The following is a 23,900-nucleotide window of genomic DNA, read 5'->3' as shown; positions in this document are numbered from 1 at the left end:
TTGATTCATAAATCAGATTATTTTTTATTATAAGAGGATTCTCTCAATGATGCGGATTGGTTTGTTCTTGCTTACCAACCTCGCGGTACTGGTTGTAGCTGGCATTATTTTGTCACTCTTCGGTGTCGGTAGTTACCATGGCGCGGGTGGCTTAAATCTTGGCAACCTAATGGTCATCTGTTTTGTCTTTGGTATGGTTGGTTCTATCATTTCCCTGTTCATGTCAAAATGGATGGCGAAAAAAACCACAGGGACAGAGCTTATTGATCCCAATGCGCCTCGTAATCAAGCAGAAGCATGGTTATTACAAGAAATTGCGCAATTGTCGCAACGCGCTGGTATTAATATGCCAGAAGTGGGGATCTTCCCTTCTTATCAGTCCAATGCTTTTGCAACAGGTTGGAACAAAAACGACGCTTTAGTAGCCGTTTCAACGGGTTTACTCGAACGAATGAACAAAGATGAACTTCGTGCGGTACTTGCGCATGAAATTGGTCACGTTGCCAATGGCGACATGGTGACCCTTGCCCTGATTCAGGGTGTCGTCAATGCCTTTGTAATGTTCTTTGCACGTGTCGTCGGTGATTTTATTGACCGTAACGTATTTGGTCGTGAAGATGGCGAAGCACCGGGACTGGCTTACTTCGGTATTACCATCGTACTGGATATTGTGTTTGGTATTTTGGCATCTTCTATCGTGATGTGGTTCTCACGTCAGCGTGAATATCGTGCCGATGAAGCGGGTGCACGTTTAGCCGGTAAACAAGCTATGATTTCAGCTTTATTACGTTTACAAGCAGAATCAGAACTGCCTGATCAAATGCCTAAAGAAATGAAAGCGTTTGCAATTGCGGAAGGTAAGGAACAAGGTTTCAGCCTAGCTGCTTTGTTCCAAACTCACCCGACCATTGAACAACGTGTGGCTGCATTACACCAGTTAAACTGCCCATAAGATTTAATTAACAATATAATTTGATTAAATCGATATGAAGAAAGCCTCCACATGGAGGCTTTCTTCATGCTGTTGAATGCAACGTAATACGCACTATGCCACGAGCTTTTAAGATCGGGTTCTGGATGAGGAAAAAATTCCAGACTTAAACGCCCTCTATCTAGAATCATCTATTAGAGCTTTTTCATAAATCATTTTTTAATCACTAAAAAGAAAATCTCCTCTCCTTGTAGGAGACTTGCGGAGCATGCTCCTCAGGGAGAAGTTCCTATAGAAATCCCCTCATTCCTTTGCGAAGCAGTGCTGCTCATCCCAGAGAGAAGGGACTTTCAATATCTATTTAAATATGAATAGACCAGCGATCATTTTTTTGATTTATGAATGAGATCTATGGATTGGATTGAGAGATCGATTGAAAACCTAGCATGCGATAAAAATCATATGTCGCATCAAAATTGATCGCCGCTAAATTCGCAGCAATACAATCCATAGCTCTTATTCATAGTTCTTAGCCAGAATTTTTATCTATCAATTCTTCGCTATAAATCTCAGCGAGCGAAATCAAAAAGTATTCAGCCCTTGAAACCATTGCCATAACCAGCTCAAACCAAACCACAGCGCTATGAGCATCATCACTAAAACGATTGCGCCTAAAAGGTCAGGAATATGCAACCACAACCAGGCCACCACAGGATTGCGCCAGAAGGCTGAGTTCTGCTGTTTATGCTCCAGGCTTTCATGCAAAAATGGATGAACCACATGGGAATCACTGCGAATCTGATATTCTTCGCGAATATGTTCATGCACAATCGCTAGGGCTTTACGGCTTGGACGAATAAAAATGTCAAAAACCGTTCCCACTACAGGCACAAAACCCACCACTGCATCCACCATGGCCAGTTTCATCACCGGATTAAGCTTGCTTTGTGGTACCCCTATTTGCTTGGCTTTATAAATCGCATAACAAGTGAGGACAAATCCTGCAATATCACCTGCAACAAGAATTGTACTCAGAGCAGCATCAGCCCCGACGCCCTGCTTGGTAAATGGAATACGCACCACAGAATCCATCATATTGGCAAACTTGGCTAAATCGCGCTCTAAGCGAATCACCTCTTGCTGGCTAAGTTTTTTTGAAGATGCAGGTTCTGGCATAGAAAACGTATCGTTGGGTAAATGCAATCTACTTGAGAATAAAGCAGTTTTTTACTCAGGTCTGTTATGATTTTATAAATGCTAATCTAAGATGAATTTAAAGTGCTTAAAGGATTTATTTAAGGCAACAGAAGCCCGATAATTTAAAGTAGAAGCTGTGAAGCAATAAATAAATACACCACCACGCCTGTTGCATCACAAATGGAAGTTACTAACGGTGCAGATGCACTTGCAGGGTCTAGCTTCAAACGATTCAGGATGAAAGGTAGGCTCATTCCAATTAAACAGCCCATCAGCACAATGCCCATCATACTCAAAGCCAACACCAGTGAAACCATAAGATCGCCACGGTAATAACCTAAAATAGAGACTGCAAACGCCATGGTGCCACCTAAACATAGCGCGACTAAACTTTCACGCCCAAGCAGATACAACCAATCTTTAAACTGCACATCGCCTGTGGCCAGTGCTCGCACCATCAATGTTGCAGACTGAGAACCTGCATTTCCACCACTGCCAACCAATAAGGGCAAAAAGAAAACCAATACAATATTTGCGGCAATAATGTCTTCAAAATGTGCAATGCCAATCCCGGATAACAAACTGCCAAAAACAAGAAATACCAGCCAATACACCCGTTTTTGATAGAGTTGCAATATCGGGGCAGATTTAAGACTCAATTTAGATGATGCATCGACAGCACCAGATTTTAAAAAATCTTCTGTTGCCTCTTCTCTGGCCACATCCATTGCATCATCATGTGTCACAATACCCACCATCACACCGGCATGATCTATAATGGGTAATGCCAGTAAGTCATAACGAGCAATGGTTTTGGCTACTTCATTCTGATCGCTGTCAAAATATGCAAAAATAATATCGGTCGCCATTAAATCACTAATATTGCTTTGTTCTTCGGCAAGTATTAATTGTTTGAGCGATAAAACACCCAGCAGCTTTCTTGCTTCATCAAGTACATAGGCCAAATAAATGGTTTCCGAATCGGGTGCCTCATAACGCAACATTTTAATGGCATCTTTTACCGACATATTCGGTTTTAAGGTGGCATATTCGGAGCTCATGATGGCCCCTGCCGTACCTTCTACATAAGAAGAGAGCTGCCGAATATCTTCACGCTCGGCCTGTGCCAATGCAGGCAATAAAGTATTTTGCTGCTCGTGATCTAAACATTTAAATAAATCGACACGCTTGTCTGAAGGCATTTCGCCCATAATTTCAGCCAAGTCTGTTCGCGTTAAACCGTGTGCAAATTTTACTTGTTCTTCGGGTTTGAAATATGAAAATACATAGGCGCGTGCAGGAAGATGCAGTAGCAGCTTTTGACTATTCTCTAAAGGTAATTGTGCCAAAATATCAGCCAAATCTGCGGCTTTAAACGTTTTAACAGAGTCTAATGCCAATGCAATATCTTGCTTGCTTAATGCATCATTTAAAAGATATAAAAAGTTGTTGTAGCTCATGCTCGCCCCCTATTACCCAACCTATGTAATAGGGCCGCAACGGCTCTTATTTTATTTGCCGAATGAACCCACATAATAATGTTGGTAAATATAAATGTTTGAAATTTGGTGTATCTGACAACTGTGCCTGTCCATTTAGGGATTTAATCCTCATCAAACCGCTTATACGGCGCAGCAATACTACGAAAAACTGTTACATTTCTCAACCTTTACAACGAAACCTAAACAATTTAATCACTTATGTTTCTTTTAACGGACTTGGGCTTAAATAGAGTACGTATCAATACATACATAAATGGAATAAAAATCAGCACCAATATGGTCGCAAAAATTACACCACCCAAAACACTGACTCCGATTTCCTGACGACTGGCCGCCCCTGCACCAAAGGCAAACACCAGTGGAATCACCCCTGCGCCAAAGGCAAGTGATGTCATGAGAATCGGGCGTAAACGCAAACTTGCACCTTCCAAAGCAGCTTCAATGACACTGCGTCCTTGCGCTTGAGCCAGTGAGGCAAACTCCACAATTAAAATGGCATTTTTACAGGACAAGCCAATCGTAGTGAGCAATGCAATCTGGAAATAAATGTCATTGGGGAAACCGACAAAATAGCTAAACAGGATATTCCCGCCAATCCCTAGAGGAATGGCACTCATCACAGCGGTGGGAATAGACCAGCTTTCATAAAGTGCAGCCAGGCACAGGAAAATAAAGCCAATCGAGATCAGGTAAAGTAACATCGCCTGATTACTAGATTGTTTTTCTTCATAAGATAAACCGCTCCATGCCACATCAATACCTGACTGCTGCCCGACCAATTTGGCAACATCTTGCATGGCCAGACCCGAACTCACATCTTTTGCGGTATCGGCTTCCATCTGCAGTGCGGTATAGCCCATATAGCGGTTCACCACTTCAGGGCCACCGCTCCAGGTCACATTGGCAAAATTGCTAAATGCCACCATCTGGTTCAGATCATTGCGTACATACCAGTACTGTAAATCTTCAGGCTTGGAACGGAATTCGGCATCACCCTGCATCATCACGCGTTTAATCCGACCACGGTCAATAAAGTCATTGATATAACTGCCACCCCAGGCACTGGACAAGGTACTGTTAATGGCAGATTGCGACAGCCCATTGGCCATGGCCAGTTTCTGGTCGACATTGACTTTCAGTTCGGCTTTATCCGGATTGGAACGCTTATCCAGATTTTCAAAAGTGGAATATTGCTTTGCCTGTTCCTGCAGTTGCTTAAATTGAGTGTCCAGAAATTGACGTCCCTGACCATTCACATCGCGAATCCAGAAATCCAGTCCATCGGTTTGACCTAAACCACTGACCGAAGATGGCATGCTGACATTAATTTGTGCATTGGGATTTTTTTTGAAATGTTTTAAAGCACGCTCACGAATGGCTTGCGCTGAATTCTCTTTTCCAGAACGCTCATCCCAATGGTTTAATGCAATAAAACCTTGTCCCAGATTTTGCCCCGTTCCAGAAAAATTACGCCCGTAGCGAATCATCACCAGATTTACGTTATCTTTTTCATTTTCCAGAAAATATTGTCGAACTTGTTCACCTATTTCACGGCTTTTCGACATGGGCGCACCATCGACCAATTTAAACTGTACGCTTAAAATGCCCTGATCTTCACTGGGAATAAAACTGGTCGGTAAGGCGCGATAAAACAGAGCAAAGACACTGATCAGTGCCGCAAAAACGACCAAGCAAATGGCTTTATGCTGAATAGTCAGATTCGACAATTTAAGATAACGGTGTTTTAAGCTATCCAACTTTTGATTAAACCACAGCGCCCATTTGGCCGGTTGTGGATTGGGCTTTAAAATCAGTGCACATAAAGCAGGCGTTAAAATCAGCGCAACAGCCAGAGATAAAGCCATGGCTGAAACCAAGGTAATTGAAAATTGGCGGTAAATCACTCCGGTCGAGCCACTAAAAAATGCCATGGGAATAAATACTGCAGTCAGCACCAGTGTAATCCCGATCAGTGCACCACTAATTTCTTGCATAGACTCGATCGACGCTTGTTTTGCTGTTAATTGCTTCTCATGCATCAGGCGTTCGACGTTTTCAACCACCACAATCGCATCATCGACCAGAAGTCCAATCGCCAGTACCAAGGCAAATAAAGTTAAGGTATTGATGCTCATGCCTAGCACATAGAGCACTGCCATGGTGCCTAAAATCACCACCGGTACGGTAATGGCAGGAATAAGCGTCGCCCGCCAGTTTTGCAGGAAGATAAACATCACCACAATCACCAGCAGTACGGCTTCAAACAGGGTTTTTACCACTTCCTTAATCGATTCTTGTACAAAAGGTGTGTTATCGCGTGGATATACCAGTTTATAGCCTTCAGGCAATTGTGCCGAAAGACGGTCAACTTCCGCTTTAATTAAGGCCGAGGTCGCTAAGGCATTGGCACCGGATGCCAGGGAAATACCCATCCCCGCAGATTCAAAACCATTAATGGTATTAAATGATTGATAATTTTCAGCACCTAGCTCAATACGTGCGACATCTTTTAAATAGATAAAACTGCCATCGCGGGCAGATTTAACAATAATATTTTCAAACTCAGGCACCGTTTTTAAGCGTGAGCCAGAAGTCACTTTGGCATTTAGATATTGATCTTTGACGGTTGGCAAATCACCTACTGCTCCGGCTGCCACTTGGGTATTTTGTGCTTCAATTGCTGCCCGAATATCACTGGGCATTAAATTATATTGTTTTAATTTTGAAGGGTTCAGCCAAATTCGCATTGCGTATTGCGAACCAAAAACATCAACTTCACCGACTCCTTCAATTCGTGCCAGCTCTTCTTCCAAATGCGTTAACATATAATCTGACAGGGCAATATTGTCACTTTTACCCGATGCATCGTACAAGCCAATCACCATGTGGGTATCGCCAAGTGACTTGAATACATTCACCCCCTGACGTTGTACATCCTCAGGTAAACGATTCACTACCCCGTTAATTGCATTTTGTACTTGAACTTGTGCAGTATCCGGGTCAGTGCCATTTTCAAAACTAATGCTGATGCGGCTACGACCGGATGAATCACTACTTGAACTAAAATAAAGCAGATGATCAATGCCTTTGATTTGCTGTTCTAAAACCTGGGTAACACTTTCTTCAACGGTTTCTGCTGAAGCACCACTATAAGTTGCACTCACCGTAATACGTGGCGGTGCAATATCCGGATAACGCTCCACAGGTAAATTCAACACTGCAAAAAGCCCAAAAGCCATCACAATGATGGCCATTACACCGGCAAAAATAGGTCGTTGAATAAAAAATTTCGACAGCATATGACTTGATCGCAGTTTAAAGGAGTGATGTGGCTAGACCTTAAGCATTAATGCTAAGGCCGCTCATTAATATTGATATTCAGTGACTAAAAGTCAAAATACAATAATATTTAACAGAAAAAATATTTTTCGTCATAAATAAGGAGAAACTATGAAAATACACCATTTAATCAACCGCTATCGGATGCTTCATTTCCCATCTTTAGCATGAGGCTTTTAATAGATGATTTTACAAAGAACTTTCATTAAAAAGAAAAGCCATAACTTTGAACACGCAATTTTATTTAACTAAAGCTCATAAATACACTAATCATATCCATATGTTCTATATCGGTATTTTTTAATATCAATGTTGATTAGGTCGTATCAACAACAATAATTTCTTTACTGCTCATCCTTTTTAGGATTCAAGTTTTTATTAAATTAAAATTAACTCCAAGTTTTTAAAATTAAGACATATTTAAGCGTTGAGGCATATATTGCCTGAAATTTAGTAAAACATTTAAGCCATGAATCCATCTTCCCCATATAAAGGCAAAACCGGTTTTAAGCGTATTATCCATGCCACTCATTATTCTTTTTCGGGCTTTAAAACTGCATTTATTAATGAAGCTGCATTTCGTCAAATTGTATTTATAAATTTGATTCTCATTCCTGCTAGTTTTTTTCTTCATGTATCCCGTATAGAGCAAGCCATGATGGTTGCGGTGTGTTTACTGGCACTGATTGTTGAGTTATTTAATTCAGCGATTGAAGCAGTGGTAGACCGTATTTCTCTGGAAAGACATGAACTTTCAAAAAATGCCAAAGACATGGGTAGCGCTGCGCAATTTGTCGCACTGGCAATTATTTTTATTACTTGGATGATGATTCTATTGCCTTAAGTTTTATCCTCAATCATCAAGATATTGGCTATATAAAAAAGGAATATATCTTTCTGTTCCCTTTTTATATTCCGTTTTGATCAGCCATAAAAAAACCCTGCTTGCGCAGGGTTCTTTTTGAATCATTCGGGAGGATTAGCCACCGAATTGGTTCATTGTGTTTTTAGCGTCATCACCCGCTTTAAGCGCGTTGTCACCAGCGAAGATTTCTTTGTGATCATCACCGATGTCAGAACCAGCCATTGCTTGGTGTTTAACACATGCGATTGTACCGCGGATTTCTTTACGTTGTACGCCAGCAACATAAGCAAGCATACCTTCATCACCGAAGTAACCTTTAGCAAGCTCGTGAGTAGAAAGAGCTGCAGTGTGGTAAGTCGGAAGTGTGATCAAGTGATGGAACACACCTGCTTCACGAGAAGCATCAGCTTGGAATGTACGTACTTTTTCGTCAGCGTCAGCAGCCAATTCAGTTTCGTCATACTCAGCGCTCATTAATTTAGCACGGTCGTAAGCAGAAACGTCTTTGCCTTCAGCAACATAACGGTCATAAGTTTGTTGACGGAAGTTTAAAGTCCAGTTGAATGATGGGCTGTTGTTGTAAACAAGCTTAGCATTTGGAACTGTTTCACGTACACGGTTAACCATGTGAGCGATTTCGTCAACGTTTGGAGTCGCAGTTTCGATCCAAAGTAAGTCAGCACCGTTTTGAAGGCTAGATACACAGTCAAGTACAACACGGTCAATTTGAGTGTCAGCACGGAACTGGTAAAGACCAGAAGGTAAACGTTTAGGACGGTGTAATTTGCCGTTACGTTTGATCAGGATTTCGTCTTCTTGCGCTTCAGAAATATCAATTTCAGAAGTTTCTAAGTAGCTGATGTACTGAGAAGCGATGTCGCCTGGCTCTTTAACCACTGGGATTTTTTGAGTCAAGTCAGCGCCTTCAGAGTCAGTACGCGCAACGATGATACCGTCGTCAAGACCCATTTCCAAGAATGCATAACGAAGTGCATGGATCTTAGCGATGAAGTCTTCGTGTGGAACTGTTACTTTACCAGCTTGGTGACCACATTGTTTAGCGTCAGATACTTGGTTTTCGATTTGTAGTGCACAAGCACCCGCTTCGATCATTTTCTTAGCAAGTAAGTAAGTCGCTTCTTCGTTACCGAAACCAGCATCGATGTCCGCAATAATTGGAACGATGTGAGTTTGGAAACCGTCGATTTGAGCAGTGATTTCAGCAGCTTTAGCAGTATCACCCGCTTCGTTTGCTTTTTTAAGCGCACGGAACAAGTCGTTTAATTCTTTCGCATCAGCTTGACGTAAGAAAGTGTAGATTTCTTCGATCAAAGCAGGTACTGAAGTTTTTTCGTGCATAGATTGGTCAGGAAGTGGACCGAATTCTGAACGAAGTGCAGCAACCATCCAACCAGATAAGTAGATGTAGCGTTTGTCAGTTGTACCAAAGTATTTTTTGTTCGCAATCATTTTTTGTTGAGCGATGAAACCGTGCCAGCAACCCAAAGATTGAGTGTATTTGCTAGAATCAGCATCATATTCAGCCATATCACGACGCATAATAGCAGCAGTATATTTAGCAATGTCTAAACCAGTTTTGAATTGGTTTTGCATTTGCATACGCGCAGCATCTTCTGGGCTGATATCGCGCCAAGTGTTGCCGAATTTTGCTTTTAATTCGCGGATTGCGTCAATCGCTGTTTGGTATGTAGTCATGATATTTTCCTGTATATAATTTTAGGATTTCATCAATCAAAGGACTAAATCTGCAAAGTATTGATTTGTTCAGATTTAGAGCGCTTCGTTGCAATGGACACAGCTTAGTTTGACTGAAAAAATTAATCCAATAGTCTGCGAGAATCTTCAGTATTTATTTAAAAAATATGTAGATTAAAGTCTAATTATAATTATCACCATATTTTATAAGTTACTAATTTTAAAAATTATTTAAAAAAATTAAAAAGTCTTTTTTTGTATAACAAACAATCAACATGCTGTTTTATTCTTCATTAGACCTAAGTATAGGGCGGAATAAAAAACACTAGAATTTTCGTTTTTGTCTGATTTTTTCTTATTTCATCATCATTATTTTTAAAATACAATTGTATTTTATTTCAACAAATAAGACACCCTTAGCTTTATTCTGCATTCAAATCGTCAACTATAAAAAGACCTATCTGCTTTTTCAGCCATAAATTTGTGAAATACAAATTTTCATCTAACAGCTCATGCTATTTAAGTGTTTTTGATGCAATTGAAACCTACCTATTTTACGCAATTGCATGTACCGCAATTTAAGCTTTTAAATACCGTATTGCAGAGATAAAAGCATCCATTTCATATTGCAACTTATTTAAAACTCAATTGATAATCGCCCAGAATTCACAAGCGAGCAGAATGGCGAATAGGCTAACAAAAGTACGTTTAGGCCGGCTTTTTTTTCATCATATTTCCTACACAAGCCTTACCGCTTATGGCATAATCAACATAATTTCATGGTTTTATTATTGGTATTTTTTATATGAATCTGGAGCGGGTCGATCTCAATCTATTAATTTACCTTGATGTTCTTTTACGTGAAAAAAATGTTACCCGCGCAGCAGAACAATTGGGTGTTACCCAGCCCGCTATGAGTAATATTTTACGCCGTCTACGTAATTTATTTAATGATCCGCTTTTAATCCGTTCTTCTGAAGGCATGACACCAACAGAACGTGCTTTAGAATTACAACCTCGTATTCGTGATGCGCTTTCTGACTTGTCGATGATTTTAGAACCTCGTACAGAATTCCGCCCTTATACCTCGAATCGCGTTTTCCGCATCATGACCTCTGACTACGCCGAAGCGACTTTGGTTCCTCGCCTGGTTAAAGCATTGCGTTCAGAAGCACCGAATGTGGTTCTCGACTTTTTAACTCCAAGTGATGTGTCTTACCGTGACATGGAACAAGGTAAAGTCGATTTAGCCATTAACCGATTCAATGAAATTCCACAAAGTTTCCACCAAGTCTTGGTTTGGCGCGACAGTTTTTCATGCTTGCTCAACAACAAACACCCTGCCAGCGCAAACTTAAATCTTAAAAGCTATTTAGATGCACAACATATCTGGGTATCTAAAACCGGTATGGGCGTTGGCTTTGGTGTCAATCCAGATAAACAGGCCGGTCTGGGCTGGATTGATCAAGCTTTGGAACGTATTGGGCAAAAACGCAAGATTTCTGTTTTTACCCGCCATTATCAAATGCCTGCGCTTTTGGCATCCAATGTGGATTTGATTGCAACGCTGCCAAGCCGTATTGCCAAACTGCAATCCAACAATCCAAACCTGCTGATTAAAGACCCACCCTTTTATATTCCAGAATTTGAATTGAAAATGGCATGGTGTCCGTTGTTGCATCACCATCCTGCACACCGCTGGTTACGTCAGCTGATTCTGTATGTCGCCCGTCAAATGATTGAAGAAGAAAATCGTGAATTTCTAATGAATAACTCACAATTTTCTCATTATTAATCGTAAAAATTCTTAAATTCTTCTTTTTTAAGATTATACTGTGCTAATCAAGGTAGTAATTTCATTACTACCTCTAGTCCTTTTGTGTTAAAAATATTCCATAATAATGATGATCTACAGGTGGATTCGTGAGCCTTTTCCAGAATATCCTCATCATCGTGATACTGATTGCGGGAGCCGGTTTTCTATCTTTAACTGAGATTGCCCTTGCCGGTGCACGCAAGGTCAAACTTAAAATCCTCGCGGAATCTGGTGAGGAACGCGCCCAAAAAGTTTTAGACCTGCAAGAACAATCGGCTGATTTCTTTGCGGCTTCGCAAATTGGTTTAAACGCGGTTGCGATTCTCGGCGGTATTTTGGGTGAAGCAGCATTTCGTCCCTATATCGTAAATTTCGTGAATCGTATTTATCAAGGTCCATGGACTGAAAATATTGGCTTTATCCTCTCCTTTAGCTTAGTTACTTCGCTTTTTATTCTTTTTGCAGATTTAATGCCGAAACGCATGGCCATGATCGCACCAGAAAAAATTGCGGTTTCCGTGATTAACCCCATTCAAATTTTCATTAAAATTTGCAAGCCATTGGCCTGGGCTATTAATGCCATTGCGAATTTATTGTTCCGTTTGTTTAAAATCAATACCGTCCGTGATGACAATATTACCTTTGCCGATATTTCAGCAGTAATGGATGCAGGCGCACAAGCCGGTGTATTACAAAAACAAGAACATCATTTTATTGAAAATGTATTTGAACTTGAAGAACGTAATGTTCCTTCAAGTATGACCACCCGTGAAAACGTGGTGTTCTTTACCTTAAAAGAGTCTGAAGCCAGTATTCGCCAAAAACTGGCAGAATATCCTTATTCCAAATTTGTGGTTTGTAGTGAAAATATTGATGATGTGATTGGCTATATTGATGCCAAGGATATTTTAGTCCGTATTTTGAACAACCAGTCCTTACTGCAACTCAATGAAAATACCATTCGTAGTGTACTGACCATTCCAGATACTTTAACTTTATCTGAGTTACTCGATCGCTTCCGTTCCACCAAAGAAAAATTCGCGGTTGTTATTAACGAATACGCCTTAGTAGTTGGTGTGATTACCCTTTCTGACATTATGATTACCGTAATGGGTGATTGGGTAACAACGATTGAAGCGGATCAGCAAATCATCAAGCGTGATAATAATTCATGGCTGATTGATGGCAGCACGCCAATTGAAGACATCAAGCATGCGCTTGAAATTGATGAAATGCCGGATGATGAAAACTATGAAACCATTGCCGGTTTCATGATGTACAAATTGCGCAAGATTCCACGCCCTGCAGATGCAGTCATATTTGGTGCTTATAAATTTGAAGTGGTGGATGTCGATCATTTTAAAATTGACCAGTTACTGGTCACACGTCTGCTTGAAAAATCAACAGAACCTGAAGTCATTGAACCACCCTCCAGCTAATTGGATCTGTTCCAAACCGATCCCGTATATTAAAAATATATAACCTTAAAAAACCCATTCTTGTAATGGGTTTTTTAATCACCTTTTCTTATAAACAGACTCCTGCTTCCCTTCGCATTTCCTTGCAATTTTTATATCTATTTATAGGTTAAACCACTCTTATATGTTAAACCACTTCTACAGCAATTGATGAATGCACAGAAGTTTTACGCCCATCTTAAAAATGATTAATAAATAAACAATTAAGTAATATTTTCAAATATTTAGCATTAAGCGTACTGAGGTGCTTAGTTTAATAGCCTCTATTTAAAGAATATTTTTATGCTTGATAGTGAAACAAATCACATTTTTATTCCGATATTTTGTTTTACAGGCCTATAGCTTAAGCTTTGTTCAGACTATGTATCTAACTTCAACAATCATAGTGCTGTACTTTCAAAGGATTGATTCTCCATGCTGACCCTATTAGGTCTTGGCATGATTTTATGCTTTATGTATTTAATCATGACCCGACGTATGAGTGCGCTTGTAGCACTCACACTAATTCCCGTAATATTTGCTCTTATTGCCTATATATTAGGTTTCTTCTTTGACAGCTTAAGTCATATTGAAATTCAGAATCTTGGCGAAATGATGCTGGAGGGTGTTAAAAAACTTGCACCCACTGGAATCATGCTGTTATTTGCCATTTTATATTTTGCCATCATGATTGATACCGGGCTGTTTGACCCCTCAGTCAAATGGATTTTAAGATTGGTCAAAGGTGATCCTTTAAAAGTAACGCTGGGAACAATCACCTTAACTTTAATCGTATCACTGGATGGCGATGGCTCAACGACCTATATGATCTGTGTGGCAGCCATGCTTCCTCTATATAAGCGTCTAGGAATGAGCCCTCTGGTCATGGCCTGTCTAATGATGCTGTCCAGTGGCATTATGAACCTGACGCCATGGGGTGGACCTACCGCTCGTGCCGCCAGCGCACTTCATGTTGATCCAAGTGATGTATTTGTCCCTATGATTGTTCCCATGATCTGCGCCATTGCCTGGGTTTATTTTATGGGCTACATGTATGGACGTATGGAACGTAAACGTTTAGGAATTATTACCCTGGATGTCAGTCATGGCGATAATATTCAAATTTCTTCCAATCCAGAAGCGAATCGCGCTCATTTAAGATGGTTTAATACTTTATTAACTGTCGTGCTCATGATTTGTCTGGTCAAAAGTGCATTACCCATGTCGGTACTTTTCATGATTGCACTTTGTATTGCCCTGGTGGTGAATTACAAAGATATTAATATGCAAAAAGATTTAATTGCCCATCATGCGGGAAGCGCTTTAAATGTTGTGGGAATTATTTTCGCAGCGGGTATTTTTACAGGTATTCTGGCCGGTACTGGCATGATAGATTCCATGTCTAAAGAATTAGTCGCCATTATTCCTGAAAGTATGGGGCCATTTCTTGCGCCTATTACTGCTATTCTAAGTATGCCTTTAACCTTCTTTATGTCGAATGATGCCTTCTATTATGGAGTTCTGCCTGTTCTTTCTGAAGCCGCCTTGCATTATGGAATCACTCCAGTAGAAATGGCACGTGCTGCAATTGTTGGCCAACCCGTCCATCTCCTTTCTCCTTTAGTCCCTTCCACTTATCTTTTATGTGGTTTAGCCGGAATTGATTTTGGACAACATCAAAAATTTGCAATCAAGTGGGCCATTCTGACCTGTTTAGTCATGATGCTGGGTGGCCTAATTTTTGGTGGTTTTCCTTTTTACTCGACTCTTTCTTAAACACGAATGATAAAAAACCCAAAAAGTCGAACTTTTTGGGTTTTTTCTTATGCTGAGAAAAACTATTTAAAGTTCTCAATCAAGGTCTCAATCACGAGAGCATAGTGAATACCAATATCTTCTTCTAAAATATTGTATGCATTATCAAACTGAACCATTGGCCAGCCTTCTTTCCAGAAAGGGAAAATATTGTGGAGGTCATGCGTCACAACTGCATCTTCACGTAGAATCGCTTGCGCAACCTGGGATAAAACCTGAGCTGTTTCAGCACCGTCAATCGCCATGTAATCAATACCGCGTACTTTCAAAATACGGATACGGTCTTTTTTATATTTAATTTTTTTGGCTTGTCCGGCATTCAAACCTAATGCCAAAGTTACTGCTTCGACAAAGTTTTTTTCAAAAGCATCATGCAAAGCCACAATTGCCTGTTTATGTGCTTCTTGACGACCAGCTTTACCACCATTACGGATAATCTCTTGCGCCTCAGTATTCAGCACATCGTTTTTCATGGACTGTAAAATGTCTAAAATTTCGATATCGCTTAAAGATTCAGGAGATTGATCAGTCATGAACTGTCCTTGGACAAAAATAATAAAGGTCTATTTTCGCATAAATCATCATTTAATACAGGAATAAAATCTGCTTCACCATATTCTTCTTCAGCAACAAGACTAAAAACAATACTCATAAATGACGCTAGTGATTTAATAACATTAAAATTTATTTAGTTCATTAAGACTTATCATTTTGGAGTCACAGTAATCGCTCTATATCAAAATTAAACTCGACTTAAATAGTCAAAAGTTAACAGGAAATACTTTTTGCCATTCCCTCCCCCAAAGATAAGCTTACTTTTTCTCTGTTATATTCCGTTAAATCATTTATATTAGCCCTACTTTTTATGACCCCTTTTAATTCTTATGATCAGCAACAAACAAACTTCCCTTTTTTTAAAACAAATGCGGGAACAATACCCGACAGCGTTTAAAAGAAATTATTTGTTTTACAGCATGATCAAAACCAAGGGCATTTTAGATGAATTGAAAGAACTGATTCCGTGGGTTCTTGCAGTGATGATTTTCGTATCATTATCCATGAGTGGGGGGCATTTTATTTCGCTTCAACTTCCACAATTTGATACTTTTCGCGCGCATGGCATTGCTGTTCTAGCCATCATGTTGCTGTTTATGCTCTACACTCCACTCGTCATCAAGCAAATCAAACACAGCTCAACCTCTCTATATCAACACTTACGTCATACTCCGGTTAAACTCGCTGTTTTGATTCTGCTTCAGGCTATTAATATTGCTTATATTGAAAGCACTTTTTTAGAAGTGATTCTATTTTTCTTCGCTTTAAGTTTTGGTTTTGTACGCTTCTATAAAGAAAATATGTTCCGTGAAGACACCCAAAATGAGCAATATTTTTATCTACAAGAAACGCGTCGCATCTGCTTTTGGTCATATAAACAAATTTTAAAAATTAAATTTAAAATTTTATTGAGTGCTAAAAATTCAAAAAACCGTCATGTCCTTGAACGACAAGAAAAAAAGTTTATCGAGCTGCATATTCAGCTGATTCGTTATGAAAATGAACTCTGTAAAACCCATAAACATGTTGATGTTGAAACCTACTTAGATAGTCTGATGTAAATATTAAAATTTTCATTTCCTCATCTGTTTTTCATTAGAAAATGATTGTTTTTCTTGCTGCGCTCAAGAATGGAAAAATAATCATGATTATGCAAAATAATTTCAAAAATAAACTATTTTTTAGCTATAAATACATGAATTGATTGAAAAGAAGGCAAACACACCGAAAGATGCTTGCCAAGTTTTATTTCGTCATCTATTATTGCCCACATGCCCGAGTGGTGAAATCGGTAGACACAGGGGATTTAAAATCCCCCGCCCACAAAGCGTGCCAGTTCGAGTCTGGCCTCGGGCACCATTTTAATACTGATTAAAATGGTGCAATAAAAGACCCAGCGATAAGCTGGTTTTTTTATGCCTAAATTATTAAAATAGAATCAAACCAATAAAAAGAAATAATAAAAATGAATACAAATGACTTGCCACGCATGCTGTATTTCAGCCTGCTTATATTGCTTATCTCACCCTTTACTTGTGCAGCTGAGTCAGAGCCAAAAGCACCGACTCAGGTCATCTATTCTTTATTTTCTGGAACAATAACCCAAGATAAAGATCAGCTTATATTACATCATTGCACTTTAGCCAAAGATTCGTACCTGCTTGAGTTTAATCATGCACAAGATGAAAAACGGATTCGCTCACTTCTGCAACAGGAACCAAATTTTTGGCTTAACTTAAGAGCAAGTGCTTATCTAAAAAATGAAAAACGCTACTTAACTGTGGACGGGATAGCAGAGATCCATCCCAAAGAAAGCTGCCATCTTTCCAAAATGTTGTTTGATTTAAATAAATCTTCGAATCTTAAACTAACTAATAGAGAGTGACTTACCACTCTCTATTAGATACCAATTCTTCCATTTCAATATCCATATAACCGTGATCTTGCACCACCATCATCATGGCTTCAGCAATATAATCAGCCGCAGTATCATCTAATGATGAATCAAGATCTTCAAACTGCGGTTTCATCTTGTTAATGAAAACAACTGTTTCGGCAGCAAAACGATAAATTTCAACTTCAGACAAATCAGGCTTTGCTACTTTTTTCGCAAACTGCTTAATTGTCTGTTTAACTTCAGCCACCAGAATATCGGGATAATATTCATCATCAAACATTGGGAGAAGTAAATCTTCAAACATACAAAACTCAAAAAAGACACGCATTAAAGCGAGCCTGTATAACACAAAGCAACAAAATTTCCAAACCAAAGAGCAAAAGAGTGTGTATTTAACTACACCTGTTTTATCCTGATTTCCTCCAAACAATTAGACTAGGCAATTAAATTTGGCTCATTGCATCCCACACTTTAAGTGTCTCATTCCTCTCTTCACATCAGATTCATACACCCTGCTGTATACTCCACATGATTAGAACAATTAAATCCACTCTCACCTAACCAACTAAATTACTCATTTATTTAATCTTTTAATTCCATGTAGGGGTTTGGTTGAGTTTTCGATACATTCGATAGCATTGCTATGATTTAAATAAAAGTTACTTTATAAAATAAAAACCTAATTTTTATAGGGAAATGTTATGAAAGCCATTTTAGTTACATTTCTTGGAATAACATTCACCGCATGCTCTACAACTCCCACAACAAATACTCAAAACAATATTATTTCTGAAAGCAAAGTTATAGCTGCACAGCAAGCGTGGTGTAAATCGTTACTTGATATCAGTTCAACATACGATCAAAGCGGAAAACAGGCAGCAAATGATCTCGCTAGTCAGGTGATTGATAATGCATATTTTTATCAGGATGGGCCGGTGTTATTTAAACCCACTTTAACAACCAATCCACAAACAGCCAGAACGACAAAAGAAGGCGCTTTGTCTTATTTTGTGGGAGGAAACCCAAATTTTCCTAGTGACAAAGGCTTTGCACTCGCTGGTTGGGAAAAATGCGAAGTCGATAATGCTGCTATAAATATATCGGGCGACAGTGCAACCAGTTTAGGTAAAGTTCACTTCACCAACAAGAATGGTGAAGTGACCACTGTCGATAAAACCTGGAAATTTGTAAAAGATAACGCAGGTAAATTACGCATTGTTGTTCACCATTCTTCGCTTGAGAATGAAGCTAAATGATGAGCTATTAAAGCAAAAAAAAGCCCGATAGGCTATCGAGCTTTTTTGCCTATACGCCTAGTTGATTCATTGCATTCCAGACTTTAATTGCATCATCCATCGCCTTCACATCATGCGCTCGCACCATACAGGCACCTTGTTGAATACTCATCAGATGTGCTGCGACCGAACCTATGGCACGGTTTTGTGCATCCGCCCCACCCAGTGCTTCACCAATAAAACGCTTTCTGGAAAGTGCAGATAAAATAGGATAGCCCATGTCATTTAATTTATAAAATTCATTTAATAATTTTAAGTTTTGCTGTGCATTTTTAGCAAAACCGAAACCCGGATCAATCATGATATTCTCAGGTTTTACTCCTGCTGTTAAAGCATCATCGACACGCTGTTGTAGCTCTTTAATTACATCTGTAGTTACATCTTCATATTGATCTAAATTATTCATGGTGGTGGGTTCACCACGCATATGCATAATGATGACAGGTATATTCAGTTCAGCCGCAGTGTCGAGTGCCTGTGGACGGGTTAATGCACGCACATCATTCCAGATATGGGCGCCCGCTTGCACTGCTGCACGCATCACTTCCGGTTGTGAAGTATCAATCGAGATAATCACCTCATGCTTTGATAATTCTTCTACCACCGGCACCACACGACGGATTTCTTCTTCAACATCCACAGCCGATGCTCCCGGACGTGTAGATTCGCCACCGACATCAATCACCGTTGCTCCATCAGCCATCATTTGCAGTGCATAAGTTAGCGCCTGATCTTTTCCATTATGCTTCCCACCATCACTAAAAGAGTCTGGGGTGACGTTCAAAATGCCCATGACATGCGGTTGAGATAAATCCAGACTTAGCCGTCCACATTGCAATACTCGTTTTGGTAATGGCATCAACCGCATAACAACTCTCCTTAATATCTAATCCACAGTGTATCAAGAGTTGCTTTTACTCTGGCTGAAATCTTTTCAAACTCTCAATTTTTAAGCATAAAAAAGAGCCTCATTTGAGACTCTTTTTTACACCAAACCTAAAGCATTAGCTTGCAGGTAATGGTGGTGGTGTTGCTGGACCATCAGTAGGTGTTACATCTATCACTGGATTGTCAGCAATATATACTTTAGGTGGTTGAGGTTCACGACCTTCCATAATGTCACGGATTTGGTCACGATCAATAGTTTCCCATTCCATCAACGCTTTAACCATTGCATGGGCAACATCTTTCTTACTTTCCAAGATATCGCGTGCAATTTTATATTGCTCATCCAGAATTCGACGAATCTCGCGATCCACTTCGAGTTGAGTCGTTTCAGAAATACTGCGGCTACCAATACTGCCCATGAAAGATTGCTGTGCATCTTCTTCATAGACCATCACGCCCATTTTGTCAGACATACCGTATTTGGTTACCATTGCACGTGCCATTTTCGTTGCACGTTCAAAATCGTTTGATGCACCGGTAGACATTTGATTAATGAATACTTCTTCAGCAATACGACCACCAAACAAAATGGAAAGTTCATTCAACATTTTGTCTTTATAATGGCTGGTTTGATCAAACTCAGGTAACTGCCAAGTTACACCCAAAGCCCAACCACGCGGCATAATGGTTACTTTATGCACCGGATCTGTACCTGGCAAACTTTCAGCAACAATCGCATGACCTGCTTCATGGTAAGCCGTAGCTCGACGTTCTTCATCACGAAGTACCATCGATTTACGTTCAGGTCCCATATACAACTTGTCTTTTGCATCTTCAAAGTCATGCATATCGACTGTGTTCTTGTTACGACGTGCTGCAAAGAGTGCCGCTTCATTTACAAGATTCGCCAATTGTGCACCGGAGAAGCCAGGGGTACCACGTGCCAGAACTTTTACATCTACACCTGTAACAGAAGGCAATTTTTTCATGTGAACATTTAGAATTTGTTCACGACCTTTAATGTCAGGAAGACCTACCATTACTTGACGATCAAAACGACCTGGACGAAGTAAGGCTTTATCCAATACATCTGCACGGTTGGTTGCAGCAATAACGATAATACCTTCGTTACCTTCAAAACCATCCATTTCAACCAGCATTTGGTTCAATGTCTGTTCACGCTCATCGTGACCACCACCAGTACCTGAACCACGGTGACGACCCACTGCATCAATCTCATCAATAAAGATGATACATGGCGCATGGCGTTTTGCCTGTTCAAACATGTCACGGACACGGGACGCACCCACACCCACGAACATTTCAACGAAGTCAGAACCGGAAATACTGAAGAATGGAACTTTTGCCTCACCTGCAATGGCTTTGGCCAGTAAAGTTTTACCGGTACCTGGAGGACCAACCATTAAAACACCGCGTGGAATACTTGCACCGAGACGTTTAAATTTGGTTGGATCTTTCAGGAAATCGACAATTTCTACAACTTCTTGTTTAGCTTCATCACAGCCAGCAACATCTGCAAACGTTACTTTGATTTGGTCTTCGGAAAGCATTTTTGCTTTTGACTTACCAAAACTCATCGGTCCGCTTTTACCACCGGCACCACCACCCATGTTGCGCATAAAGAACATGAATAACAAAATGATCAAAAGTACAGGGAAGCTGGCGATAAGAAGTTGCATCAACAAACCTTGACGCGCAGGAGCAGTACCCTCTACCACAACGCCTTGTTTAATGAGGTTTGGCATAAGTTCTGGGTCTTGAATCGCAGGACGGATACTCTCAAACTCTGAACCGTTTGTTTTTTCACCACGAATTCTTTCACCATCAATTGTGACTTGCTTAATTTGACCAGCATTCACCGCTGAAACAAACTCTGAATAATTCATTGCTGTCGGTTGATTGCGGTCACTGATGTTGCTGAAAATTAGAATCAGCACACCGAGTATAACCAGCCACAATACGGCATTCTTGAAGAGATCGCTCAAAGCTTTATTCCCATATCAATCTAATTTGATCATGCCCAAAATGGATGACCTTAATTTAAGCTGAAGATCAGCTTTGCAATATTTTAAAAATGTACAAAATGCACAATTTTTAACGTCTTGGCAAGTAAACTTTATTTAGAAGCCTTCTTGCGCCCTTGTCCGATCAAAAATACTTCTTTAGAACGGGCACGTGAAGCAGCAGGTTTTGCTGTCTTTAAAACATCAAAGCTATCTACGACTTGTTTACGGAATTCATCAAATCCTGTGCCCTGGAAAACCTTAACTACAAACTGCCCTTTCGGTCCTAAAACCTTGTTGGCGAAATCTAAAGCAAGTTCACACAAGTAGATTTGACGCGGTTGATCTACAGCCTTGTTACCTGATGTATTGGGGGCCATATCTGAAATTACAACGTCTACAGTGCGCCCATTTAAAATATTTAACAATTTTTCGAAAACTTCTTCTTCTCGGAAGTCACCTTGCAAAAAGGTGACATCAGGCAATGCATCCATTTCCAGGATATCGGAAGCAATCAGCAAACCTTTATCGCCGACTAATTTTCCGGCAATTTGCGACCAACTACCCGGGGCAGCACCCAGATCGACCACGGTCATACCTGGTTTGATAATTTTGTATTTTTCTTGCATTTCAAGAAGCTTATAGGCAGCACGCGCACGATAGCCTTCCTTTTGTGCTTTTTTCACAAACGGATCGTCTAAGTGCTCGCGCATCCAATCTCGACTGCTTTTCGATAACTTTTGGTTGGTAATGCGTGTCGCCATAACTCTCTAAATAATAAAAAACTTCTAATTCATGATTGTACGTGAAAAATATATCCCTTGCAGTATACATCTGTATCTAAATCTGATCTTTGGTATGTTTTTTTCAATAAACGAAATTGATTTTTTCACAGAATATAAAGCGTTTAAACCTGGCATTTGCTATACTAAGCCGTTTTTAAAATTAGGTTATCTTTATGGCGGCTTTATCAATTCAGGAACGCAAGCGTTTGCGTCAAATCGGACATGCACTTAACCCAGTGGTTATGCTTGGCGGTCAAGGTTTGACTGAAAATGTCATCGAAGAAACAAACCGTGCTTTAAATGATCATGAACTGATTAAAGTTAAAATTGCCGGTGAAGATCGCGAAGCACGTGTTGCTGCAATTAACGAAATTGCTCAAGTGACTGGCGCTGAAATAGTACAAACGATTGGTAAAATTGCATTGCTTTATAAAAAAGCTGCAAAACAAAATCCAAAACTTTCGAATCTTGTACGCCACGCACATTTGTCTAACTAAGCTGTATGGCCAGTTACGAACTTAATGCTTTCGATCGTCGCTTTCAATCTATCTCTTTAGTGGGCGCGATTGAACAACAAGGTCCATATGGTTTAAATGTGGGCTATTGGCTACGTGATCCAAATCAGCTCATGCAATGGCCTGAATTAGAACAGGGTAACCCACGTCAAGATTTCTTGTGGGAAAATACCTGTTATGAAATTTTTATTGGCGTGCATGACGAAGATTTCTATCGGGAGATTAACCTCTCTCCTTCACAAGCTTGGCAGGTCTATCAATTCGAGGAATATCGTTATCCTGAAGATATGCCTCCGCAAGCTGCAAATGACATTGAACTGAATCAACTCAAACGCACACATTACGGTTTAAATGTGAGCCTGGATTTGACCGAGTTTATGTTAAAGCACAAATTAAAATGGTCGGATATGTTCTTGGGTTTAAGTGCTGTACTGAACACCTCACAAGGTACTCAATACTACGCGATGCAACACAGCAGCCCGAATGCAGACTTTCACAACAAACGTGATTGGCTACATCAGTTCTAAAAGATAGTACGGATATTCGGTAAATAAAAAAGTGAGGCACATGACCTCACTTTTTTATGCTTTCAGTTTTTATGTTTTCAATACTTATTTTATTTTTTCAATATTTGGATTCAGGAAATATTGCATATTGCGCATATTCCCGACCCCTTAGTTTTTCATTTTTGCTTTGAATAAAAAATCAGTTTTTTAAAGCTGGTTTTTCCTCAGCTTTTTCTGATACTTTTTTCCAGACATCTAAAGTATGTTCTTTTGAACGCTTGAAGGTCTCAGCCAGATGATCTTTATGTTTAACAGAAATTTGGCTGACATCTTCTTTCAGCTCTTTACCCATTTTCGATAACTCATCAATCACTGAATTTAATTCAGATTTAACAAATTCTTTTAATTCAGCTAAATCTTTTTGTGAAAAATTAAGTTGCTTTTTAATGGTCTCGAGACGCTGTATGAGATCCTGTTTCAGATTCTGAACTTGAACTTGTACATCAGCCTGCACTTCTTTGGCTTCAGCTTTAACATTTTCAGCCGATTCAGACATCGCCTGTGTTACGTTTTGCTGTGCCTCTTTAGACGCTTGTCCCAACTTTTCGGCACCTTCAGCGACCACCTCTTTTAAGGCAGGTTTAGCTTTAACTTGTTTTTGTTCTGTAGTCATGGCTTTATTCCTAGAGTTATTACATGAGAGCTTTAGACTAGTCGATTTGATAAAATTTAAGTTTTGATTTGTCAGACAATTCTCATTTGCTTACATTTTACCTACATACGCTCAAAACAGACTT

At 39.8% G+C, this 23,900-nt stretch carries 20 protein-coding genes and 1 tRNA gene; 11 read left to right on the top strand and 10 right to left on the bottom strand.

From position 1 onward, the window contains the following. The first annotated feature begins 46 nt into the window (after positions 1–46). Positions 47–952, top strand: a complete 906-nt coding sequence (gene htpX / locus ACU0NF_RS04570) for a protease HtpX (protein ID WP_131315812.1) — start codon at positions 47–49, stop codon at positions 950–952. A gap of 561 nt (positions 953–1,513) precedes the next feature. On the opposite strand, the gene ACU0NF_RS04565 is transcribed toward htpX, so the two are convergent. From ACU0NF_RS04565 to ACU0NF_RS04555, 3 genes are all read right to left on the bottom strand, one after another. Further along, the gene (locus tag ACU0NF_RS04565) at positions 1,514–2,107 is read right to left on the bottom strand and encodes a DUF4112 domain-containing protein (RefSeq protein WP_445660276.1); all 594 of its coding nucleotides are present in this window, start codon (positions 2,105–2,107) and stop codon (positions 1,514–1,516) included. Between the two features lie 143 nt (positions 2,108–2,250). Next, a complete protein-coding gene (mgtE, locus tag ACU0NF_RS04560) occupies positions 2,251–3,588 on the bottom strand; it encodes a magnesium transporter (protein ID WP_067763366.1) in 1,338 nt (445 codons plus the stop codon). A gap of 230 nt (positions 3,589–3,818) precedes the next feature. Further along, a complete protein-coding gene (locus ACU0NF_RS04555) occupies positions 3,819–6,929 on the bottom strand; it encodes a multidrug efflux RND transporter permease subunit (protein WP_445660275.1) in 3,111 nt (1,036 codons plus the stop codon). A gap of 509 nt (positions 6,930–7,438) precedes the next feature. Between ACU0NF_RS04555 and ACU0NF_RS04550 the strand changes: the two genes are divergently transcribed. Then, positions 7,439–7,813, top strand: coding sequence for a diacylglycerol kinase (locus ACU0NF_RS04550; protein ID WP_445660274.1), 375 nt, complete (start codon positions 7,439–7,441; stop codon positions 7,811–7,813). A gap of 135 nt (positions 7,814–7,948) precedes the next feature. Here the strand turns inward: ACU0NF_RS04550 and ACU0NF_RS04545 are convergent, their stop codons facing one another. Beyond that, positions 7,949–9,550, bottom strand: coding sequence for an isocitrate lyase (locus ACU0NF_RS04545; RefSeq protein ID WP_131382983.1), 1,602 nt, complete (start codon positions 9,548–9,550; stop codon positions 7,949–7,951). An 805-nt stretch (positions 9,551–10,355) separates the two neighbouring features. Between ACU0NF_RS04545 and ACU0NF_RS04540 the strand changes: the two genes are divergently transcribed. From ACU0NF_RS04540 to ACU0NF_RS04530, 3 genes are all read left to right on the top strand, one after another. After that, a complete protein-coding gene (locus ACU0NF_RS04540) occupies positions 10,356–11,345 on the top strand; it encodes a LysR family transcriptional regulator (protein WP_067724250.1) in 990 nt (329 codons plus the stop codon). Between the two features lie 128 nt (positions 11,346–11,473). Further along, the gene (locus ACU0NF_RS04535; RefSeq protein WP_131382984.1) at positions 11,474–12,805 is read left to right on the top strand and encodes a hemolysin family protein; all 1,332 of its coding nucleotides are present in this window, start codon (positions 11,474–11,476) and stop codon (positions 12,803–12,805) included. A 453-nt stretch (positions 12,806–13,258) separates the two neighbouring features. Next, entirely contained in the window at positions 13,259–14,599 is a 1,341-nt protein-coding gene (locus tag ACU0NF_RS04530) for a CitMHS family transporter (RefSeq protein ID WP_445660273.1), read from the top strand. Positions 14,600–14,661: 62 nt separating this feature from the next. On the opposite strand, the gene ACU0NF_RS04525 is transcribed toward ACU0NF_RS04530, so the two are convergent. After that, positions 14,662–15,171: a hypothetical protein gene (locus tag ACU0NF_RS04525; protein WP_370984091.1), complete on the bottom strand. Its 510-nt coding sequence runs from the start codon at positions 15,169–15,171 to the stop codon at positions 14,662–14,664. 351 nt (positions 15,172–15,522) lie between these two features. Here ACU0NF_RS04525 and ACU0NF_RS04520 point away from each other — a divergent pair, with 351 nt between their 5' ends. From ACU0NF_RS04520 to ACU0NF_RS04510, 3 genes are all read left to right on the top strand, one after another. Further along, complete coding sequence (locus ACU0NF_RS04520) at positions 15,523–16,254, top strand: hypothetical protein (RefSeq protein WP_370984092.1); 732 nt, start codon at positions 15,523–15,525, stop codon at positions 16,252–16,254. Between the two features lie 212 nt (positions 16,255–16,466). Beyond that, positions 16,467–16,552, top strand: a tRNA-Leu gene (locus ACU0NF_RS04515). Between the two features lie 106 nt (positions 16,553–16,658). Then, the gene (locus tag ACU0NF_RS04510) at positions 16,659–17,078 is read left to right on the top strand and encodes a hypothetical protein (protein WP_445660272.1); all 420 of its coding nucleotides are present in this window, start codon (positions 16,659–16,661) and stop codon (positions 17,076–17,078) included. A gap of 1 nt (position 17,079) precedes the next feature. Here ACU0NF_RS04510 and ACU0NF_RS04505 read toward each other — a convergent pair whose 3' ends face one another. Beyond that, positions 17,080–17,394, bottom strand: coding sequence for a DUF5713 family protein (locus tag ACU0NF_RS04505; RefSeq protein WP_131386080.1), 315 nt, complete (start codon positions 17,392–17,394; stop codon positions 17,080–17,082). Positions 17,395–17,791: 397 nt separating this feature from the next. Here ACU0NF_RS04505 and ACU0NF_RS04500 point away from each other — a divergent pair, with 397 nt between their 5' ends. Then, on the top strand, positions 17,792–18,346 hold the full coding sequence (locus ACU0NF_RS04500) for a hypothetical protein (RefSeq protein WP_445660271.1): 555 nt from the start codon (positions 17,792–17,794) through the stop codon (positions 18,344–18,346). A gap of 49 nt (positions 18,347–18,395) precedes the next feature. Here the strand turns inward: ACU0NF_RS04500 and folP are convergent, their stop codons facing one another. The 3 genes from folP to rlmE form a co-directional block, all read right to left on the bottom strand. Further along, positions 18,396–19,253, bottom strand: coding sequence for a dihydropteroate synthase (gene folP / locus ACU0NF_RS04495; RefSeq protein ID WP_445660270.1), 858 nt, complete (start codon positions 19,251–19,253; stop codon positions 18,396–18,398). 136 nt (positions 19,254–19,389) lie between these two features. Next, positions 19,390–21,279 carry an ATP-dependent zinc metalloprotease FtsH gene (gene ftsH / locus ACU0NF_RS04490; RefSeq protein ID WP_131386086.1) on the bottom strand — a complete coding sequence of 630 codons (1,890 nt, stop codon included), beginning with the start codon at positions 21,277–21,279 and terminating at the stop codon, positions 19,390–19,392. Positions 21,280–21,410: 131 nt separating this feature from the next. After that, a complete protein-coding gene (gene rlmE / locus ACU0NF_RS04485) occupies positions 21,411–22,061 on the bottom strand; it encodes a 23S rRNA (uridine(2552)-2'-O)-methyltransferase RlmE (RefSeq protein ID WP_131386088.1) in 651 nt (216 codons plus the stop codon). A 194-nt stretch (positions 22,062–22,255) separates the two neighbouring features. Here rlmE and yhbY point away from each other — a divergent pair, with 194 nt between their 5' ends. Together yhbY and ACU0NF_RS04475 are read left to right on the top strand one after the other, a co-directional pair. Next, positions 22,256–22,579 (top strand): ribosome assembly RNA-binding protein YhbY, encoded by a 324-nt coding sequence (yhbY, locus tag ACU0NF_RS04480; RefSeq protein ID WP_067868089.1) that lies wholly within the window; start codon positions 22,256–22,258, stop codon positions 22,577–22,579. Between the two features lie 5 nt (positions 22,580–22,584). Continuing rightward, complete coding sequence (locus tag ACU0NF_RS04475; RefSeq protein WP_445660269.1) at positions 22,585–23,124, top strand: DOMON-like domain-containing protein; 540 nt, start codon at positions 22,585–22,587, stop codon at positions 23,122–23,124. Positions 23,125–23,302: 178 nt separating this feature from the next. On the opposite strand, the gene ACU0NF_RS04470 is transcribed toward ACU0NF_RS04475, so the two are convergent. Beyond that, positions 23,303–23,776, bottom strand: coding sequence for a hypothetical protein (locus tag ACU0NF_RS04470; protein ID WP_445660268.1), 474 nt, complete (start codon positions 23,774–23,776; stop codon positions 23,303–23,305). Positions 23,777–23,900 lie beyond the last annotated feature (124 nt).

The organism is Acinetobacter sp. F16, assembly GCF_052712855.1.
This window is presented reverse-complemented; position numbering and strand designations above follow the sequence as displayed.

What these genes read in the sequence shown, in the direction of transcription:
- htpX (WP_131315812.1), top strand. Translation starts at nt 47, where the DNA reads ATGATGCGGATTGGTTTGTTCTTGCTTACCAACCTCGCGGTACTGGTT.
- ACU0NF_RS04565 (WP_445660276.1), bottom strand. Translation starts at nt 2,107, where the DNA reads ATGCCAGAACCTGCATCTTCAAAAAAACTTAGCCAGCAAGAGGTGATT.
- mgtE (WP_067763366.1), bottom strand. Translation starts at nt 3,588, where the DNA reads ATGAGCTACAACAACTTTTTATATCTTTTAAATGATGCATTAAGCAAG.
- ACU0NF_RS04555 (WP_445660275.1), bottom strand. Translation starts at nt 6,929, where the DNA reads ATGCTGTCGAAATTTTTTATTCAACGACCTATTTTTGCCGGTGTAATG.
- ACU0NF_RS04550 (WP_445660274.1), top strand. Translation starts at nt 7,439, where the DNA reads ATGAATCCATCTTCCCCATATAAAGGCAAAACCGGTTTTAAGCGTATT.
- ACU0NF_RS04545 (WP_131382983.1), bottom strand. Translation starts at nt 9,550, where the DNA reads ATGACTACATACCAAACAGCGATTGACGCAATCCGCGAATTAAAAGCA.
- ACU0NF_RS04540 (WP_067724250.1), top strand. Translation starts at nt 10,356, where the DNA reads ATGAATCTGGAGCGGGTCGATCTCAATCTATTAATTTACCTTGATGTT.
- ACU0NF_RS04530 (WP_445660273.1), top strand. Translation starts at nt 13,259, where the DNA reads ATGCTGACCCTATTAGGTCTTGGCATGATTTTATGCTTTATGTATTTA.
- ACU0NF_RS04525 (WP_370984091.1), bottom strand. Translation starts at nt 15,171, where the DNA reads ATGACTGATCAATCTCCTGAATCTTTAAGCGATATCGAAATTTTAGAC.
- ACU0NF_RS04520 (WP_370984092.1), top strand. Translation starts at nt 15,523, where the DNA reads ATGATCAGCAACAAACAAACTTCCCTTTTTTTAAAACAAATGCGGGAA.
- ACU0NF_RS04510 (WP_445660272.1), top strand. Translation starts at nt 16,659, where the DNA reads ATGAATACAAATGACTTGCCACGCATGCTGTATTTCAGCCTGCTTATA.
- ACU0NF_RS04505 (WP_131386080.1), bottom strand. Translation starts at nt 17,394, where the DNA reads ATGTTTGAAGATTTACTTCTCCCAATGTTTGATGATGAATATTATCCC.
- ACU0NF_RS04500 (WP_445660271.1), top strand. Translation starts at nt 17,792, where the DNA reads ATGAAAGCCATTTTAGTTACATTTCTTGGAATAACATTCACCGCATGC.
- folP (WP_445660270.1), bottom strand. Translation starts at nt 19,253, where the DNA reads ATGCGGTTGATGCCATTACCAAAACGAGTATTGCAATGTGGACGGCTA.
- rlmE (WP_131386088.1), bottom strand. Translation starts at nt 22,061, where the DNA reads ATGGCGACACGCATTACCAACCAAAAGTTATCGAAAAGCAGTCGAGAT.
- yhbY (WP_067868089.1), top strand. Translation starts at nt 22,256, where the DNA reads ATGGCGGCTTTATCAATTCAGGAACGCAAGCGTTTGCGTCAAATCGGA.
- ACU0NF_RS04475 (WP_445660269.1), top strand. Translation starts at nt 22,585, where the DNA reads ATGGCCAGTTACGAACTTAATGCTTTCGATCGTCGCTTTCAATCTATC.
- ACU0NF_RS04470 (WP_445660268.1), bottom strand. Translation starts at nt 23,776, where the DNA reads ATGACTACAGAACAAAAACAAGTTAAAGCTAAACCTGCCTTAAAAGAG.